The following is a 17999-nucleotide window of genomic DNA, read 5'->3' as shown; positions in this document are numbered from 1 at the left end:
GGAGATGAATGCTTTTTTGTTCCCCCCATGCCCAATGCCCCATGCCCCATGCCCAATGCCCCATGCCCAATTTATCTATGTCCATTATTGAAAACACCATTTTGGTTGTAGACGACACCCCCACTAATCTGCAAGTGTTGTTTGATTTGTTAAGTGAACAGGGCTACCGAGTAGCGATCGCCAAAAATGGTGAAATTGCCCTACAAAGAATGCAAACATCTCAGCCTAACTTAATTTTATTAGATGTGATGATGCCGGGAATTGATGGCTTTGAAACCTGTCAAAGGTTAAAAGCCAATCCTGCTACAAGCGATATTCCTGTCGTTTTCATGACTGCTCTTTCTGACTCAGTCGATAAAATCAAAGGCTTAAGTTTGGGTGCTGTGGACTACATCACTAAACCAATTCAGCATGAAGAAGTCTTAGCACGTATCCGGGTGCATCTACAACTGCGGAATGCTACTCGTGTGATGGAACAGCGTACTGATGAACTCAACCAAGCGTTAGAAAGCCTCAAGCAAGCCCAACTGCATTTGGTACAAGGGGAAAAAATGTCTGCTCTTGGTCAGCTGGTTGCAGGAATTGCCCATGAAATTAACAATCCAGTGAATTTTATTAATGGCAACCTAAATCATGTAAAAGAATATACTCAAGATTTACTTGAATTTGTTCAGCTTTACCAAAAGCATTATCCTAACCCAGTAAACGAAATTCAAGAGCGTGCAAACGCTATAGATCTCGCATTTTTGCAAGAGGATTTGTTAAAGATACTCAGATCAATGCAAATGGGGAGCGATCGCATTCGTAACCTCGTCCTTTCTCTACGCAATTTCTCCCGTCTGGATGAAGGCGAACTAAAACCTGCCGATATCCATGTAGGTATCGATAGCACCCTGGTAATTTTACAACATCGCATCAAAGCTAAACCTGATTTTCCTGCCATCCAAGTCATCAAAGACTACGCGCAGTTACCAGAGGTTGAATGCTATCCCAGCCAACTTAACCAGGTGTTTATGAATATTTTGAGTAATGCGATTGATGCATTGGAAGAGTCTGCTATCGCCTCACCTACTATCACCATCCGTACTTCTTTGATCAATACTAACTGGATCTCAATTAGTATTGCTGATAACGGAGTTGGTATTCCAGAAGCCATTTGCTCTCAAGTGTTCAATCCTTTTTTCACCACCAAACCAGTGGGTAAAGGAACTGGATTGGGGTTATCGATCAGCTATCAGATTATCACGGAAAGACACGCTGGCAAGATCGAGTGCTATTCCAATACGGGACGAGGAACTGAGTTTGTTGTGCAAATTCCAATCCGACGTTTATAGAACCCATTTGGGCAATGTTTGATAGCTTGACTACATTTTTGAGATATGTGACGTAATCTTCTGACCGGACAATATTCGGGGTAAAATACTTACATAAGCAGTTTATAAGAGGTCGATTGAAAACCCCGAGTCTTCAGACCGGGGAGTGGTCAAAGGAGAGCGAACTATGGATAAAAGTTCGCCCTGGCTCCTAAACGTAATCCCACTCAAGTAGTGTATCTATATTGGCGTTACTGCTTACCCAGCAGGAGAAAATGGTATCGGTCAGTTATTAGGTTACGGTCGCCTACGATTTCCGAAGTAGACCGATTTAGAGTATAATTTTAATTGGGTGCAGTTGAGATTGCTTTAGGGACTAGCACCGCTGCGCAAAAGTCACTCATTCAAAAGTTTTTTTATATATCAAAGCTTGTACCTGATTGAAATGGTTGCTTTATTTGCGCCGTGCTGTACTAGTTTTGTGTTCCGTCACTTGGTGTTTATCACCATATACTTAAGATATGCACTCTAAAAAGTCTTCTAAGAAATCACCTTCCCAAGGCTCCGACAAAGAAGGATCAGAGGGGAAGGAGGCAAACAATGAAAAGAAATTATTTCCAATTGTGGGAATTGGGGCATCTGCGGGAGGATTGGAAGCGTTTATCGAATTATTGAAGCATTTGCCAACAGATACGGGGATGGCATTTGTGCTGATCCAGCATATGTCACCAAATCAAGAAAGCTTGTTAAGTGAGATTCTTTCCAAGTCCACTGAGATGCCAGTAAGTGAAGTCCACTCAGGGATAAAAGTGGCACCCAATCATGTCTATGTGATACCGCCAAATGTCAGCATGGCTATCACTAATGGGGTGCTAAATCTCACACCTCGTGACAGAGGAGGCGGACAGTTTATGTCGGTCGATACTTTTTTGTTGTCCCTGGCACAAGAGCAAGGAAATAAAGCGATCGCCGTGATTCTATCGGGGGGAGATGGCGATGGTTCAAGAGGATTAGAAGCGGTAAAAGCGGCGGGCGGGGTGACATTCGCCCAGTCTGGGGACACAGCAAAAGTTAATAGTATGCCGAACACTGCCGTGGCGACGGGACTGGTCGATTTTGTTTTGCCCCCCCGAAAAATTGCCGAGAAAATCGCGGAAATTAGCAGGCATCCCTACATTACTGATGTAGCTATGACAAAATCAGCTACCAGTAAGGATGAATTCGACAGATCCGAGGCGCTAAGGACAATCTTCACTTTGCTGTGGACAGCCACGGGAGTTGACTTTACCAATTATAAGCAAACAACCTTAAAGCGGCGCATTCAAAGGCGAATGGTGTTGCACAAGTTTGAAAAGCTGACTGACTATGCCAGTTATCTCCACAACAACCCCACAGAAGTGATGGCGTTATATGAAGATAGCTTGATTCATGTCACCAGTTTTTTCCGCGACAGTGAAAGTTTTACAGCCTTAAAAAGTAAAGTCTTTCCTGTAATTGTATTAGATAAGTCGTCAAACTCACCGATCCGAATTTGGGTTGCTGGTTGTTCAACGGGCGAGGAGGCTTACTCGATAACTATCTGCTTGCTAGAGTTTTTAGCAGAGCACTTATCTCATATACCGATTCAAGTTTACGCGACAGACATCAGTGAGAGGGCGATCGCACAAGCGCGCACTGGTTTTTATACAGCAAGCGAAGTAGCGAATGTAGATCCCGAACGTTTGCATCGGTTTTTTGTCGAAGTCGAGGGAGGATACCAGATTAGTAAACCCGTGCGCGAAACGTGTGTGTTTGCTAGACAAAACCTAATTAGTGATCCGCCGTTTTCGCGGATGGACTTAATTACCTGTAGGAATGTACTGATCTATCTAGGAAGCGAATTGCAGAAAAAGCTCCTGCCAATGTTCCACTATGGACTGAAGCCCAAAGGCTTTCTGATGTTAGGGACTTCGGAAACAGTAGGTGATTGTGCAGATTTGTTTAGTATAGTTGACAAAAAGAACAAACTTTATGCCAAAAAACTGGTAACAACTGAGCTTAACATTGACTTTAGCAGGAGTCGCTATCCCGCCCCGATCATCAACCCACAAGCACAGACAAAGGAGGGGACATTGAACGACCAGGAAATCAGCCTTCAGGCAGATCAGATCGTTTTGAATCAATATGCCCCAGTTGGGATTGTGATCGACACCGACCTAGAAATTCTGCGATTTCGGGGACAGACCAGTGCCTACCTAGAACCTGCTCCTGGGAGGGCAAGCTTTAACCTACTGAAAATGGCAAAAGTTGGATTGCGCAATGAACTACGAATTCTAATCCAACAGGCAAAACAGCAGAACTTGCCGATTAAACGCGAAGGAGTCAAACTGATAGAGGGCAATTGTATCCGGACATTTAACATTCATGTCACTCCCTTCTCAACTAGTAATATACCAGGAAATTATTTTTTAATTCTGTTTGAAGATTTTCCCACTCCAGTCACCCCTGTATTATCAGCAACACAGGACAATAGCAACGTCACCAATGAAGGTGACAATCATGAAACTGCTCGACTTCAGGAAGAACTAAACACGACAAAAGAACATCTCCAAGCCATTATTTCCGAGCAGCAGGCCACTAATCAAGACTTGAGATCCGCCAACGAGGAGATTTTGTCAAGCAACGAAGAGTTGCAAAGTATGAATGAGGAGTTGGAAACTGCCAAAGAAGAAATCCAGGCAACCAATGAAGAATTAAACACTATTAATGATGAGCTGCAACGACGCAATCTAGAATCGACTCAGATTACCAACGATTTGCAGAATCTCCTGGGCAGTATTAATATCCCCATTTTAATGGTGGGAAGTGACCTGCGGATTCGGCGGTTTACGCCAGCAGTTGAAGGGATCTTCAACTTGATTTCCACAGATGTGGGGAGATCTTTGAGTGATATCACCCACAAGTTGAATGTACCTGACTTAGAGCAACAGATTTTAGAGGTGATACGTACCCTGAACTTAAAAGTTCAGGAGATTCAAGATCAAACAGGGCATTGGTATGACCTGCGGATTCGACCCTATCGGACAATCGATAATAAAATTGACGGTGCTGTGGTCGTGTTGGTAGATATCAACGAGCTTAAACGCAGTGCCGAGGAATTGACCGAAGCGAGAAATTATGCTGAAATGATCGTGGAAACTGTACGCGAACCCCTGCTAGTCCTCAATCTAGACCTGCGGGTAGTCACCGCTAATCATTCTTTCTACGAGATGTTTCATGTTTTGCCTACCCAGACTGAACAACACCTGTTGTTTGATTTGGGCAATGGGCAGTGGAATATTCCCGAATTGCGTATTTTGCTAGAAGACATTCTTTCCGGCAATGACCAGTTTGAAAATTTTGAGGTCGAGCATGATTTTCAGCAGATTGGACGGAAAAGCATGCTGCTAAATGCCCGCAAGATGCCTCCCATTGGTGATACCCAGATGATTTTGTTGGCGATGGAAGACATTACCGAGCAAAAGCAGTTAGAGGCACAACACAACCAACTCCTGATTGAAGCACAATCAGCCCGCACGGAAGCTGAATTTGCGAACCGAGCCAAGGATGAGTTCTTATCCACCGTCTCTCACGAATTGCGCAACCCTCTCAATGCCATGATTGGCTGGGCGCAGTTGCTTCGCTGGAAAAATTTTGACCAAGCGAAAACGGAGCAAGCTCTAGAAATCATTGAGCGCAGCGCCAAGTCCCAAAACAAAATCATCGAAGATATTTTAGACATTTCGCGCATCACCACGGGCAAGTTTCGGCTGAATGCCTATCATATTGAACTTGTTCCAGTGATTGAAAGTGCGATCGATATCGTCCGTTTAGCCGCAAACGCGAAGAACATTCAGCTTGAGTGTAGGTTGTCTGCTTTAAACGAAAGGGTGTTAGGTGATCCAGACCGCCTACAACAGGTGATCTGGAATTTGCTCTCTAATGCGATTAAATTTACTCCAGCCGGAGGAAAAATTACAATCTCCTTAGACTATATTGATACAATAGCTCAAATCGAAATTACTGACACCGGTCAGGGCATCAAGGCTGATTTTCTGCCCTATGTGTTTGAGCGCTTCCGCCAAGCGGATGGTAGCTACACTCGACTAAACACTGGGTTAGGACTAGGACTGGCGATTGTACGTCATCTGGTAGAACTCCACGGCGGCACAGTTCATGCACACAGTTTAGGTGAACAACAAGGGGCAACATTTACCGTCAGGCTCCCCGTACAAACAGAACTGGAAAAAAGTTCGCTCATCAGTCCTCCCAGTTTACCAGATTTCGCAGCCCAGCCAAAAGAGCCACTCGGTAATATTCCATCGTTAGCAGGTGTGCGGGTTCTTTTTGTGGACGACGAACCAGATATGCTTAAGTTATTCACAACAATGCTCGAAAGCTATGGGATTGAAGTGACGACGAGTGCGTCTGCTAGTGAGGCTCTCTCAATATTAACGGCAAACCCTAATAAATATGATGTGCTTATCTCTGATATTGGAATGCCAGAGGTTGACGGCTACGAGCTAATTCGCCAAGTTAGGGCGCTTAGTCCTGAAGATGGGGGAAACATTAGAGCCGCTGCACTAACCGCCTATATCCGAGAGCAAGATAGCCAAATGGCGATCGCCGCAGGTTTTCAAATCCATATTCCTAAACCTGTTGAGTTAGATCAACTTTTAAGGGTCATTGCAAATTTAGCTGGTCGTTAGAAGCGGGTGGCTGAGGCTTCCTCGCCGTTTTCTATGAACAGTCTTGTTGGGGATAGGGTCTTCATCCTTAGTGCTGAACTGAAAGTTCATGACCCACTAAACTCCAGTATTGTATGCGGGAAAAATAATTTGCAAATTACATTCTTCAAAAAGAAGTTGACTTTTGTAAAAAAATATTAAAATACTTAATGGAAAAAATTCTGTACAACCTAATACTTAGGAGACACACAAATGCTTGCTCTGTCAGTGTTTCGTCAGCAGATCCGGGTTATTACTGGTGTAGCTGCTATTGCAGTATCGGTTATCTTCGCATCTCCCGCTCTTTCCGCTCCCACTGAAGACCTAGTAGGTGGCTCGACCTCTGTCTCCCTCAGTTCTGATTTCGTCAATGCTCTGGCGTCATTAAATGTCCAATCTGGTCTGGTGACTGGGTCTAAAATTCGTAATGGCGCGATAGCTTTCCCAATTTCTGGGGGCGCTGTAGATTTGGGTAGCACCAAATTGGAAGTCCTTCACAAGGGGGGGTTGACCTTAACAGCTGGTAGTACCCATGTAGCGTTAACTGATTTTGTCATTACTAATTTGAATGGCAATTTAGTGCTAACAGGCATTGTGATTAGTGATGGTAACTTGGTAGGACGCATTCCGCTGTTCAACCTGGGACTACCCGCTAATGCAATCTCAAATAGTAGTACTCGCCTGCAGGTGAGAAATGTAGAGTTGACCTTGACCGAAGATGCTGCTACTGCTCTAAACGGTGCATTTAGTATCTCTGCATTCAAGGCAGGCTTCCCAATCGGAACTGCGCAAGTTCATGCAGTAGTAGATCACCCTGAGTGAGGCTACTGAAAAATAAACTTGTCATCTCTAAGTTAGGCAATTCGTCCCTTAACGCCGACAATAAAACAAAAATAGCTATGCACAAATAGACACGGGACTTTGGATAGAAGCTTTAACTTTTTACACAATTTCACAGGGTGTAGGGATCCCACGACATCTGTTCGTGGGATTCAATAATGGTCGCAGTTGGCAAGACACCCAAGTATCTCAATTGCTTTGTTGCAGCTTCAAGGCAACTTTTAATATGGGAGGGAAGGAGTTAACGCAAAAATTTAATCAAACTTCCGCAAAAAAGCCTCTACAGTTTGGTTAAATGTTTCAGGCTCTGTTAAAAATGCCCAATGATTGCCAGGGACTTTGCATATTTGTAAATTTTTGAGATAGGTTTTGTAGGGTTTGATTTGCCAATCCTGGCGATTAACTCCTTTTTGCGGTTGTACAAACAGGGTGGGAGTATCAATCACATTTGTAAATCCGGGAACTTCCATAACTTCTGTGAAAATCCCATCACGGGCTGAAACGGTAAACTTACTACCCCAACTACCATCGGATTTTTGTTCAATACTTCCCGCAAATACTTGCTGCTGTAAATCGCTCCATCCCTGATATTGGTTTAACTGACGCGCTTTTTGTTCAGCCTCGTCGTAGCTAGCAAATGGCCCCATACCTTGAAGAAAAGGCAAGACACGGTACAACATTGGAAATGTAAATTTAAAAAAGCTAGGTATTTTCCAGATGAATATTGGATCTACCAGAACCATACTTTTTAAGCGCTGTGGATTCAGCCTAGCCCAAATCACCGCTAATTTGCCTGTCCAAGAGTGAGCCACAACATGAGTCGCTGACCATCCCAAATGATCCATCAGTGCTTCTAAGTCGGCGATCGCACTCTCAAACGTATAATCCTTGTCAGGCTTGCTAGTGTCACCATGACCGCGCATATCTGGCGCAATTATGTGGTAATCGGCTGCCAAATAATCTCCCAAACTAGACCAAACCAAAGCGTGATCGGCTAAACCATGTAACAGTAGTAATGCTTCTCGTCCTTGGTTCCACTCCAAATAAGAAAGTTGGATATCTGGCTTTGATAAGGTTTTACGTACAGGTACCATCTTTTAAATCAGTGAACAGTAAACAGTTATCAGTGATCAAGGCGCGTGGCGATCAAACTAAATTTGCCGAACTCAATACTGCTGATAACACATTTTACTATAATATTCAATCATTTTATTTTATCCATATAATCAATAAGTATGTTTGATTCTATCGAACTTGCTAGTTAGAGTGAAACTATAAGAAAACTAAGTTTTGAGATAGAAAGAGGTGTATAATGTCAACTTTTAATAAGGTAGATAAAAACGATTTGCTATACCAACGCTATCAATATCAAGGTCAGTTCAAACCACAAAACCTTGTATTCAATGCAAACCTTCAGGAATTTGCCCAACGCGTCGGCTATATCACCAATCTAGAAACTAGGGGTAAATTTTCTCCCCAAGAAGCTTACCAGCAACTAGAGGCTTTGTGGGAGCAGTTAAGAAGCAGCTACGAAGCACTAGGGATTAAGGAAGACGTAACAAATGAGCTTTAACATTTCTATAACTAAAAGAAGAATTCAGTAATCGAGTGATTCAGATAAGATTACGATTACGAAGCTCTTTGTAAAAAAACATGACAAAGAAAAATGTAGTTCTGCTATCGATGCTGGTTTTTGTGCCAATTTCAGCGATCGCGCAATCGCTGCATTTAAATTCTTTAGTCGTTTTTATCACGTCCGGTTTAGCAATTGTTCCATTAGCTGCATTAATAGCTAACTCTACGGAAGCGATCGCAGGTGTGATTGGTCCAGCTTTAGGAGGACTACTGAACGCTACATTCGGCAATGCTACTGAAATGATTGTCGCAATTGTTGCCCTTCGTGCTGGATTGGTTGATGTTGTTAAAGCCAGCTTAACAGGCTCAATAATTGCAAACTTGCTCCTTGCCTTGGGGCTTGCTATTTTACTAGGTGGGTTACGTTTTAGTGAACAAAGGTTTCCGTCAACGGTAGCTCGTCTTAATGCTTCTTCTCTAACCTTAGCAGTCATTGTTCTTATAACACCTACTGCAATACAATTAACTTCCAAAGGCTTAGAAATCTCTACTATTAATAACTTTTCCTACGCAGCATCATTACTATTACTTACATTCTATTTTTTAATGTTAGTGTTCTCAATGAGAACTCATAAACACCTGTATTTACCGCAAGAGGATACCGAGGACAGTACTACTCATACACATACAGAACCAACTAATTTATGGCTACAAATTGGTGTACTGCTAACTTGTACAGTCGTCCTTGTATTTGTATCCGAGATTCTTGTTGACAGTCTAGAAAAAACTATTTCTACTCTAGGTTTAACTAGCCTGTTTACAGGTGTAATTCTCGTTCCTATTTTTGGAGGTATTGTTGAGTTTATAACTTGTGTCAGTTTCGCAATGAAGAACAAGATGGAGTTGGCTGTTGCTGTAGCTATAGGATCTAGTTTACAAATAGCACTGTTTGTAGCCCCCATTCTAGTTCTAGTTGGTTGGTCAATAGGTCAACCAATGAATTTGCTTTTCAATTTTTTTGAAATCATCGCGGTTACAATGGCTGTAGTAAGTACCAACTCAATTAGCAACGATGGAAGTTCCAACTGGTTAGAAGGAGTTTTGTTACTTATCACCTACGCTGTTTTAGCAACAGCATTTTTCTTCCACCCTTAGTACAAATTTTCCGTTTTGTTTGTAGTAGCGCTGTCTTCGCACTAAAGTGCAACTACGAACCAAAGATTTCATCACAAACTTATACAATCCTGTGCTGAGTCGATTTAGCAAAAATTCGTTACATTGATGTAATACCATTTTTATATGAAGACGCATAAGAATCCCCACCGCCTTCTTTCCCTCCCCTTTCCAAGGAGAGGTTAGGAGGGGTAAAAATAATGTGCAGCTTCACAGAAAATTGATGTAAAGACTAGTTGCGCTTTATATTCTAACCTTCCTACAATATTATGTAGTGCAAAAATTTGAAATTCCTTATCTACTTCAACGTATGAATTTACCTGAAGGAATTTTGCAGCGCTTTCAGCAGGCGCAAGATTTTGTCAACGTCAAAGCTAACTCTCTAGCTGAATCCGTTCAGCAAGTTAAAGAGTCTTTACAAGAAACAGCATCTCAAGCAACGGATCAGGCTATCAATACAGTTACGACGACTCTAGGAAATGCAAAAACTTCTGTAGAAGAAACTTTTCAAACAGCAGGACAAATTCAAAACAATACTTCAACAGCTATTCAAACAGTAATTACGTCTTCTGTAAATGATTGGTTTACAGAACATCCTGCTATTTTTCAAATTGTCAAAATTCTCGGTTGGGCTGTTAATCACCCAATTATCAGTTTTATAATACTGATTTTCGCTTTAGCTATATTGTGGAACATTATTAAACTCATTGGGCGTCTAATAGAGTTAGCAAGTTTATCGATATTACGAGTTCCTTTAAGAATAATTCAAAATCTTATTAAATTTATCTTTTTTTCGTTTACAACCATCGGCGGATTAGCAATTAAAAAATTTCTTTTTAAGAAAAAAGCAGACAATATTGTAGCTTTACAAGCCACAAACTCTCCACCAGTTATTCAAGATAAGCAGCAACGAATAGCAGAAATTACTCAAAAGCTAGATGCAATTCAAAGAGAACAAAATCTACTTTTGCAAGAAGTTGCAGAACTGATGGCTATGGACAAAACTGATGCTTAGCAAATCTTAATTTTTGTTCTGCACCAAGCTTTTTATACTAGAGGCTGTTTCTTCTGGTTGTCCAGAGAGAGGAAAAACTAGAATACCCTTGATTTCGCGATTATCTACTAATTCTTTTAACCGATTCAATTGCTTATCGGTAATGGCAATTCCAGCATAATTTTTAGCGTAATTTAATTCTTCTTTGAAATTAGCATCATTATAATCTTGAATGAAAACTCGATCAACTTTCCATTTTTGCCAATCGGCTGCAAAATATCGTTTAGCCCAATAAGGGTTATGATGACAAATATCAAAACTAACTGAAGGGTTAGCTTGTTTCATCGCCGTTATCATTTGCTGTATAAAAGTAGTTAATTTAGCCGTGCGATCGACTTTTCCTGGTAATTCAGCGTAGTAACCTAGATAATCATCCCATTGAACTGCATCAATCTTAGGATACTTCTGAACAAACTCTACTAAGACATTTCTAAATAAATTAGCAACCTCTGGAACCTCTACATCAAGAACATAATGATCGATTCCGGCATAGGTTTTATCAACTCCAGGAACAATCCACTGGCGAGAAACTGCTAAATCATAAATCGGACTATTTTTATCTATTTTAATACCTTTCTCAAAATAAGCGTGGACTTGCATACCCTGTTTATGAGCCTCGTCAATTAACCAATCTAACCATTGATCTTGAAACTCGTTTGGACAACTTTTATATCCTAGAGTTTGCTGCATAACTTGGCTATTATACATTGTACAACCATTACCCCAAACCCCGTGAATAATTGTATTAATTCCTTGAGAGTGATAGTAACGAACTCTTTCACGGATCGTTTGTTCATCTGCATTATTTGTGATTTGGTAACGACTTAAATAAATTCCTCTAATTGCTTTTTTCTCCCAAGCAGTTGGAGCTATTGGTATTTTTCGAGGCGTTATTGTTTTGGCTGAAGCTTGCTCATTTTTGGAAGGGAGATTTACAGAGGGAGATGAAGTGGGAATTGAAAATTTAGCTGGAGTAGAATTAACAACGGGAGTGGCTATTTTTGGAATCTTAGAGAAAAGCTGACTAGTGTCTATATTCACTTTGTGGGTGAACCACCAATAACCGCCTCCGAGGATAAGTATTATTACAGATATCGGAATATTTGCACATCCCCATCCGGTTGACTTTTTCTTTTGACGTGACATAGGTAATAGTTGGTTAGAATTCAGAATTCAGAATTCAGGATTCAGAATTCAGTTATCAGTGTTCGAGTGATAACTGATAACTGCTCACTGATAACTGATAATGTGGGTGGCTTATTCTGAACGCCAGATGCTTTATGCCGGGAAACTAAGCGTCGAGCACTGGCTCCTCCTGACTCCTGACTCCTGACTCCTGTATTCTGAATACTGTTTATAATATATTTCTACAAGCCTCTAATTGCCAATTCCTGAAATCCTCTTAAAATAGGTTTCCAATAGACGGCAGTAAGGGGAGGATTCCATACCTTCACGAATAATCTCCGGAGATTTGGCAAGATACAGTCCTTTTTCGTGGTCCATCTAATTCAAAAAATAACACAGATTGATAAGTTCCTAAACCTAGCTTTCCCTCGACGATAGGAATAACCTCACTTGTACTTAGTATCATTGCCATTAAGTGAGAGTGAGCATTCATCGGTTCATCTGGAGGTACAATTCTTAAATGCAGGTCGTTATGCAAATAGCTGGCTGATTCTGGTGCTAATTTCCGCAAAAATACTTTCACATCTTCTAACAATCTTTCTTCATTTTCGTTAATAGCTAATGCTGTTGTTGTATGTCGAGAAAATACTAAAACTTGACCGTTTTTGATTGCAGTAGAATCAATTAAATCTTGAATCTGTGGTGTAATATTATATATATTAATACTTTCGCTTGTTTGTATTTCAATAAATTTATTAATAATTGGCATGTATTTTTAGATTTTATGCATGTGCAGTGCAGCTTCTTAGCTTAGCAGAATGACTGCTAGGGGGCTAAGATAGCCTTGGATATAATTATTGCTCAATCTCTTTGATTTTGGCCAGTGCATTTATTTGCCCAATCTTCTTGCTTTCATTGATAAAACGAGGAATCTCTCTGATTGGTACTGGCGTAAAGGTAGGGCTAGTTTCAACTTCTGAGTATTTTCCACCTGAAAGTTTATATACCCCTATTACATTACCGTTAAACCGCCAGAATTCTGGAACTCCCATTGTTGCATAAAGGCTTAGCTTGTCTATTTTAGATCTTGAATACTCAACCTCTATCACAAGATCGGGCGGTGGATCGAACGCTAAATCAATATTTTCTTTGTTTCGCACTAACAATTCGTTCTGGATGTAGTAACTACTGTCTGGTTCTGCACCCCGTTCTAAATCATCCCGTGTGAGAGTCAAAGAACCAGCACTTTTAACTTCTAAACCAAACTCCTCACACAGCACAAGCACAAAACCTTCAATCAAACGATTAGAGTTTTCATGTGGCATTAACGGACTTATGATTTCTACTATTCCATTATCATAGGCAAGTCGAGAGTTACGCTCACTTCCTGTCTCAGCCAACATGATTTTAAATGTCTGCCAACTGACTTGAAGTGCAACCCTAGTTTCTGCAAGGGGTGCTGTTGTAACCATAGTTGATTCTCCCTGATTCCAGTTATTGATCAGCGTCAAGTAATATCGATTGTAACCCCCTCACCAATCGCTCAATACCTTCTGTTGCTGTCTGTTGTTGCAGTGCACCATAGGCAACACGTAGATAACATCCATCATTCATACCAAAGGTTGTACCTGGAATCACTGCAACTTGATGCTCTTGAATGAGTTTAGTGACTAACTCAAAGGCATCTATATTAGTATGAACTTTGAGGAAAAAATAAAAAGCGCCATCGACGGGTGTGATGGTACATAACCCTTGCAGGCGGTTCAGAGAATTTAGTACACAGGGACGGACTTGCGCGATCGCACTAATATTTGTTTTTAAATAATCTTCTTTTGCCTGCAATGCTCCTAAAGCTGCATACTGTGAAACCACAGGCGGACAAATCAAAATTGTATCTTGAACTTTTTTTACAGCAACAAGCAGGTGTTTGGGAATCACCATATAACCGATCCGCCAGCTAGCAAAACCATAAGCTTTGGAAAGGCTAAACAGGGAGATAGTATGCTGATGACTGTCAGGAAATGAACCAGGAGAAACGTGCTTAACCCCGTTATAGGTAAAGTATTCATAGGCTTCATCGCTGATGTGGTAGATACCATGATCGCGACAAATTTTATTAACTTTTCGTAATATCTCCTCTGAATAAACAACTCCTGTGGGATTATTGGGGGAAATCGTCACAAGAGCCCTTGTTTTTGGGGTAATGGCGGATGCGATCGCCTCTGGATCTAGCTGGTAATTTTCATCTGTTCTTACCAGTACAGGAAAACAACCCGCCATTGTAATCGCCATTTCATGGTTGAAATAGTAGGGCGTATTGAGAATAATTTCATCTCCTGGTGAGGTGATAGCAAGAATGGCATTCATAAAAGCCATATTACTGCCTGCTGTTACGACGATACAGGTTTCATTATTGATTGCTATCCCGTTAAAAATCTGCAATTTTTCAGTCAGCGCCACTAATAAAGGAGGAATTCCCTCTACAGGTTTGTACAGGTTATTTGCTGGTTCAGCAAGAAACTTGGGTAAAATCTCTATTGCTTCAGGTGGTGGAGGGTAAGAGACAACACCTTGTCCTAGAGAAATGGTTCCAGGATGGTTTTTTATTAATTCGCCTACAACCGGTATGATCGGTGACTGCACCGCCTGCATACGAGAAATGAAAGAATTCATGCGATCGCCACTTCTAATGAGTTGTTCTGTGGAGAAGTTATTCTGTAATATTCAGATTGGCTTCCTTTGCAGGCATAAGCATAACACCTCGAGAGAAGCTCTACAACGAGAAAGAAAACTGACCATTTTTTGAATTCAAAATTCAAAGTGCAAAATTCGCTCATTGAAGAAATAATTTTGAATTAATAAATTAAGAATACAAGCCCCTAGCTTTAGACATGGGTTTAACATTTTGAATTTTGAATTGTTTTGACTCTAGCTAAAGAAGTAAAGCAGGAAAGAAAAAACTCAGAAAATCATGTTATCTTAGTGTCTCAAGTTTTGAGATATCAAAGAACAATTCAAGACTTATTTGTAGATAAAATAAATGAGATTTTCCATAAAATCGTTACAAAATTGACTGAACAAAAAATATCGGAAGAATCTTTTCAGACTTTTGAAGAATTCTATAAAAATGCAAAAGAATCGATTGATCGTAGAACAAGCTACACTTAATAAAAATTAAAATAATAGTGGAAGCCTATAAATTCATTGATCTTATCTATGGGATCAATTTGTTTGCACATAGTCAGTTACAGTCAAAAACTGATAAAATAGCAAGGTGGGTAGTAAACACCACGTCAAAGATATCTGTAACACTAGTGGGATGGACTGAACTTTGAAAAATGGCTCTCAACTTTCGTTTTGCTATAGCTAGCGACTTACACATTGCGCTTCCACACACAATTTGGAACCATCCCAATCGTTATCATCTTGTGGAAGTTAGTATTCCAGCGTTTGAAAGTGTACTAGAAACATTAACGCAACTTGATTTAGATTTTCTATTGCTTCCAGGAGACTTAACCCAGCACGGTGAACCAGAGAATCACGCTTGGTTACAAGAACGTCTATCGAAACTACCTTTCCCTGTTTATGTTGTTCCTGGTAATCATGATGTCCCTGTTTTAAGGGCGGATCAACAATCAATTGGGTTCCTGGATTTCCCATACCACTATCGTAAATTTGGTTATGAAAATCCAGATAAACTTTACTACACTTGTGAGTTACTACCTGGAGTCAGGCTGATTGGTTTAAATTCTAACTGTTTTAATGACCAAGGACAGCAGGTAGGGCGTGTAGATTCTGAACAAATCAGGTGGCTAGAACAAGTGCTAGCAGCATCTGGTGATGAATTGGTATTGGTGATGGTGCACCACAACATTATCGAACATTTGCCTAATCAATCGCGCCACCCGTTAGCCAAGCGTTATATGTTGGAAAATGCAACAGAGCTATTGCAGGTGTTAAGACGATATGGAGTGAAGCTTATTTTTTCAGGACACTTGCATATTCAGGATGTTGCTTACTCTCAAGGAGTATACGATATAACGACAGGTTCTTTAGTGAGTTATCCACATCCTTATCGTCTACTAGAGTTCCGTCAAGATCATCACGGTAGAGAATGGTTGGAAATTTTGTCTTATAGAGTAGACTCAGTACCCAATTTTCCTAACCTACAGAAAACCTCACGCCAATGGACGCGGGATCACAGCTTTCCTTTTTTAGTTAAGATGCTGACTGTACCGCCGTTAAACCTATCTTTTGAAGACGCTCAAAAAATCGCTCCCTGTCTAGAGGATCTGTGGGCAAACATTGCTGATGGGGATACGCTCTTCGATTTTACCAAGTTTACCGATTTTCCCCAAGAAGTGCGTTGCTATTTTGAACAATATGGAGCGATCGCTCCTTGTGGCACTCCTTCTCTGATAGATAATAACACAACGTTACTACTTCAATGAAGTTTTAATCCTGCCCTGAAAGGGAGCGGCAAATTCCAAATACAGAGGTGTAATTGTGTAGAAAAGTGCTACCACCTACAGGACCAATTTCCCCATTACAGAATAAACCTGTCAAGGGTATATTATCCAGGTAGCGTCTAAATAGCTGAGAATCGACATTCGGTTTTCCGTACAGCCCTTCACCTCGCCCTACACAGGAAAACATCAACGCGCCAAAGGCAGACGAGCCAGATACCTGTTGTTTTTTATACCTTTGCAACATCAATTCCAAATCATCAACAGAGGCTTGAGCATCACGTAAGTGGAATTGTAGGCGTTGTCCAGGACGTACGTAGTCAGTAATAGCAATTGCGCCTGCAGATGGATCTACACCTAATATGCTACGAATTAAAAAGTCTCCTTGGTGTAAATCTTGCTTAAATTCATCCATCGCCAAACCGACAGACAAAGAGTTTTGTGCAAGCATCCGTTCTTTTTCGCTAAGGCTCGCGATCAAATCTCTTAAGACAATTAATGGTACCTCGTCGTCCAGTTCCAAGATAATATTGCGATCGCCCTTTGTCACTTGACGCGGCTTGCCAATTGGTCGACATCCTTGTGCCACTATTGTTTCTAAAACAATATTGCCACTTAAAGCCACACCAATAGTTCCCTCTCGATACAAGTTCTGGTTGTAGAATAAGGCGGCGCGACCACCCATACTACCAGCGATCGCTTGTCCTCCCACTGTCACCGATCCAGGATAAGCAAAATCCAGTCCTTGTAACAAATCAGTGATCCCAGAAGATAAAGTACCAGACAGCAAAACGAATTTAGGTGTGGGTGATGGTGGTACACCGAGCAAATTAATCCAAGAATCTGGCGAACTATCCAAGTCTGGTAGTTCTTCTGCGACCACATGAAACGGTGTAACATTTACCTCGGGCAGACGTGCCAAAGTCAGACCAAGAGCTGGTTCTGCTTCCAGTTCTTGAGTGTCTCCCCACTGACTTGTACCGATAACGCCACCGCCACTACAGCCTATTAATACAGGTACTGAAAGCTGCTCGTTAAGTAACGGCAAAAGGCGAGAGTACTCGCTTGTAAAAGCCGAGGAAATAAATACTAGCCCTAGATCTGCTGGTCCTGCTAACAATGACGTAGCTTGTTTGACGGCATCTGTAACAGCTGCTTCTAAGGAAGGACGGTTAGTCAGGGCGTTTGCCCACTCCATTTGGTCTGCCATGAGTTTTAGACTGATACTTTTAATTCAGACAACTTATGACATCAAAGATATCTTCTGACAGTCTGAATATAACATCATCTCCAGATGCACTTAAGGGTGAAGGCGGTATTCCGCATTGCCTTGAGAAAACTCTTAAGGCCGATTGTCTAGATCCGAAAATCTGTGTACTTATCCCCGATTTTGATATTTGGCTATTATAGCATGACACATCGGGGATAGGGCAATGGGGCATGGGGCATGGGGCATGGGGCATTGGGGTTAAGTATTGTAAATTTTTATAAAGAATATAGACAAGTATTCCCATAAATAGACAAATATGGCTAAATTGAGAATATGAAATTATCACAGTACGCCGAACACATTGGAGTAAGTTACAAAAAAAAGGGAACGGGGAACTCTTAACAGGGAACAGGGAAAGAAAAAAAACGTGACTTTGTGGGTTTAAAGCCCACTTGCAAATAAAGATGTATTTCGAGACGCGCAGCGCTCTTAAATACG

14 protein-coding genes are annotated in these 17999 nt (G+C 41.2%); 8 read left to right on the top strand and 6 right to left on the bottom strand.

Annotation, left to right across the window (positions count from 1 at the left end; translation table 11 throughout):
- Nucleotides 1-62 precede the first annotated feature (62 nt).
- The 3 genes from G4P69_RS22770 to G4P69_RS22760 all read left to right on the top strand — a co-directional run bounded on the left by G4P69_RS22770 (nt 63) and on the right by G4P69_RS22760 (nt 6880).
- Nucleotides 63-1334 (top strand): sensor histidine kinase, encoded by a 1272-nt coding sequence (locus tag G4P69_RS22770; protein ID WP_390692866.1) that lies wholly within the window; start codon nt 63-65, stop codon nt 1332-1334.
- Between the two features lie 500 nt (nt 1335-1834).
- Nucleotides 1835-6040, top strand: a complete 4206-nt coding sequence (locus tag G4P69_RS22765; RefSeq protein ID WP_208341381.1) for a chemotaxis protein CheB — start codon at nt 1835-1837, stop codon at nt 6038-6040.
- Nucleotides 6041-6271: 231 nt separating this feature from the next.
- Nucleotides 6272-6880 carry a hypothetical protein gene (locus G4P69_RS22760; protein WP_208341382.1) on the top strand — a complete coding sequence of 203 codons (609 nt, stop codon included), beginning with the start codon at nt 6272-6274 and terminating at the stop codon, nt 6878-6880.
- Between the two features lie 272 nt (nt 6881-7152).
- Here G4P69_RS22760 and G4P69_RS22755 read toward each other — a convergent pair whose 3' ends face one another.
- Nucleotides 7153-7992: an alpha/beta fold hydrolase gene (locus G4P69_RS22755; RefSeq protein WP_208341383.1), complete on the bottom strand. Its 840-nt coding sequence runs from the start codon at nt 7990-7992 to the stop codon at nt 7153-7155.
- Between the two features lie 218 nt (nt 7993-8210).
- On the opposite strand from G4P69_RS22755, the gene G4P69_RS22750 reads away from it, so the two are divergent.
- The 3 genes from G4P69_RS22750 (at nt 8211) to G4P69_RS22740 (ending at nt 10661) form a co-directional block, all read left to right on the top strand.
- Nucleotides 8211-8471, top strand: a complete 261-nt coding sequence (locus G4P69_RS22750; protein ID WP_208341384.1) for a DUF7219 family protein — start codon at nt 8211-8213, stop codon at nt 8469-8471.
- An 80-nt stretch (nt 8472-8551) separates the two neighbouring features.
- Nucleotides 8552-9628 (top strand): calcium/proton exchanger, encoded by a 1077-nt coding sequence (gene cax / locus G4P69_RS22745; RefSeq protein ID WP_208341385.1) that lies wholly within the window; start codon nt 8552-8554, stop codon nt 9626-9628.
- A gap of 292 nt (nt 9629-9920) precedes the next feature.
- Nucleotides 9921-10661, top strand: coding sequence for a hypothetical protein (locus G4P69_RS22740; protein ID WP_310834150.1), 741 nt, complete (start codon nt 9921-9923; stop codon nt 10659-10661).
- Between the two features lie 6 nt (nt 10662-10667).
- On the opposite strand, the gene G4P69_RS22735 is transcribed toward G4P69_RS22740, so the two are convergent.
- The 4 genes from G4P69_RS22735 to G4P69_RS22720 form a co-directional block, all read right to left on the bottom strand.
- Nucleotides 10668-11846 (bottom strand): family 10 glycosylhydrolase, encoded by a 1179-nt coding sequence (locus G4P69_RS22735; protein ID WP_208341386.1) that lies wholly within the window; start codon nt 11844-11846, stop codon nt 10668-10670.
- A 304-nt stretch (nt 11847-12150) separates the two neighbouring features.
- Nucleotides 12151-12594: a secondary thiamine-phosphate synthase enzyme YjbQ gene (locus G4P69_RS22730; protein ID WP_208341387.1), complete on the bottom strand. Its 444-nt coding sequence runs from the start codon at nt 12592-12594 to the stop codon at nt 12151-12153.
- 85 nt (nt 12595-12679) lie between these two features.
- Nucleotides 12680-13297 carry a Uma2 family endonuclease gene (locus G4P69_RS22725; protein WP_208341388.1) on the bottom strand — a complete coding sequence of 206 codons (618 nt, stop codon included), beginning with the start codon at nt 13295-13297 and terminating at the stop codon, nt 12680-12682.
- Between the two features lie 22 nt (nt 13298-13319).
- The gene (locus G4P69_RS22720) at nt 13320-14498 is read right to left on the bottom strand and encodes a pyridoxal phosphate-dependent aminotransferase (RefSeq protein WP_208351322.1); all 1179 of its coding nucleotides are present in this window, start codon (nt 14496-14498) and stop codon (nt 13320-13322) included.
- 249 nt (nt 14499-14747) lie between these two features.
- Between G4P69_RS22720 and G4P69_RS22715 the strand changes: the two genes are divergently transcribed.
- Nucleotides 14748-14993, top strand: coding sequence for a hypothetical protein (locus G4P69_RS22715; RefSeq protein ID WP_208341390.1), 246 nt, complete (start codon nt 14748-14750; stop codon nt 14991-14993).
- 170 nt (nt 14994-15163) lie between these two features.
- Nucleotides 15164-16276 carry a metallophosphoesterase family protein gene (locus G4P69_RS22710; protein WP_208341391.1) on the top strand — a complete coding sequence of 371 codons (1113 nt, stop codon included), beginning with the start codon at nt 15164-15166 and terminating at the stop codon, nt 16274-16276.
- 4 nt (nt 16277-16280) lie between these two features.
- Here G4P69_RS22710 and G4P69_RS22705 read toward each other — a convergent pair whose 3' ends face one another.
- On the bottom strand, nt 16281-17501 hold the full coding sequence (locus G4P69_RS22705; RefSeq protein WP_208341392.1) for an FIST signal transduction protein: 1221 nt from the start codon (nt 17499-17501) through the stop codon (nt 16281-16283).
- Nucleotides 17502-17999 lie beyond the last annotated feature (498 nt).

Origin of the sequence: Aetokthonos hydrillicola CCALA 1050, from assembly GCF_017591665.1 — a bacterium.
GTDB classification, from domain to species: Bacteria; Cyanobacteriota; Cyanobacteriia; order Cyanobacteriales; family Nostocaceae; genus Aetokthonos; species Aetokthonos hydrillicola.
This window is presented reverse-complemented; position numbering and strand designations above follow the sequence as displayed.

Excerpts from the sequence above, each read along its gene's own strand:
- G4P69_RS22765 (WP_208341381.1), top strand. The coding sequence starts at position 1,835 with ATGCACTCTAAAAAGTCTTCTAAGAAATCACCTTCCCAAGGCTCCGAC.
- G4P69_RS22710 (WP_208341391.1), top strand. The coding sequence starts at position 15,164 with ATGGCTCTCAACTTTCGTTTTGCTATAGCTAGCGACTTACACATTGCG.
- G4P69_RS22750 (WP_208341384.1), top strand. The coding sequence starts at position 8,211 with ATGTCAACTTTTAATAAGGTAGATAAAAACGATTTGCTATACCAACGC.
- G4P69_RS22725 (WP_208341388.1), bottom strand. The coding sequence starts at position 13,297 with ATGGTTACAACAGCACCCCTTGCAGAAACTAGGGTTGCACTTCAAGTC.
- G4P69_RS22730 (WP_208341387.1), bottom strand. The coding sequence starts at position 12,594 with ATGCCAATTATTAATAAATTTATTGAAATACAAACAAGCGAAAGTATT.
- G4P69_RS22720 (WP_208351322.1), bottom strand. The coding sequence starts at position 14,498 with ATGAATTCTTTCATTTCTCGTATGCAGGCGGTGCAGTCACCGATCATA.
- G4P69_RS22760 (WP_208341382.1), top strand. The coding sequence starts at position 6,272 with ATGCTTGCTCTGTCAGTGTTTCGTCAGCAGATCCGGGTTATTACTGGT.
- G4P69_RS22735 (WP_208341386.1), bottom strand. The coding sequence starts at position 11,846 with ATGTCACGTCAAAAGAAAAAGTCAACCGGATGGGGATGTGCAAATATT.
- cax (WP_208341385.1), top strand. The coding sequence starts at position 8,552 with ATGACAAAGAAAAATGTAGTTCTGCTATCGATGCTGGTTTTTGTGCCA.
- G4P69_RS22770 (WP_390692866.1), top strand. The coding sequence starts at position 63 with ATGCCCAATTTATCTATGTCCATTATTGAAAACACCATTTTGGTTGTA.
- G4P69_RS22705 (WP_208341392.1), bottom strand. The coding sequence starts at position 17,501 with ATGGCAGACCAAATGGAGTGGGCAAACGCCCTGACTAACCGTCCTTCC.
- G4P69_RS22755 (WP_208341383.1), bottom strand. The coding sequence starts at position 7,992 with ATGGTACCTGTACGTAAAACCTTATCAAAGCCAGATATCCAACTTTCT.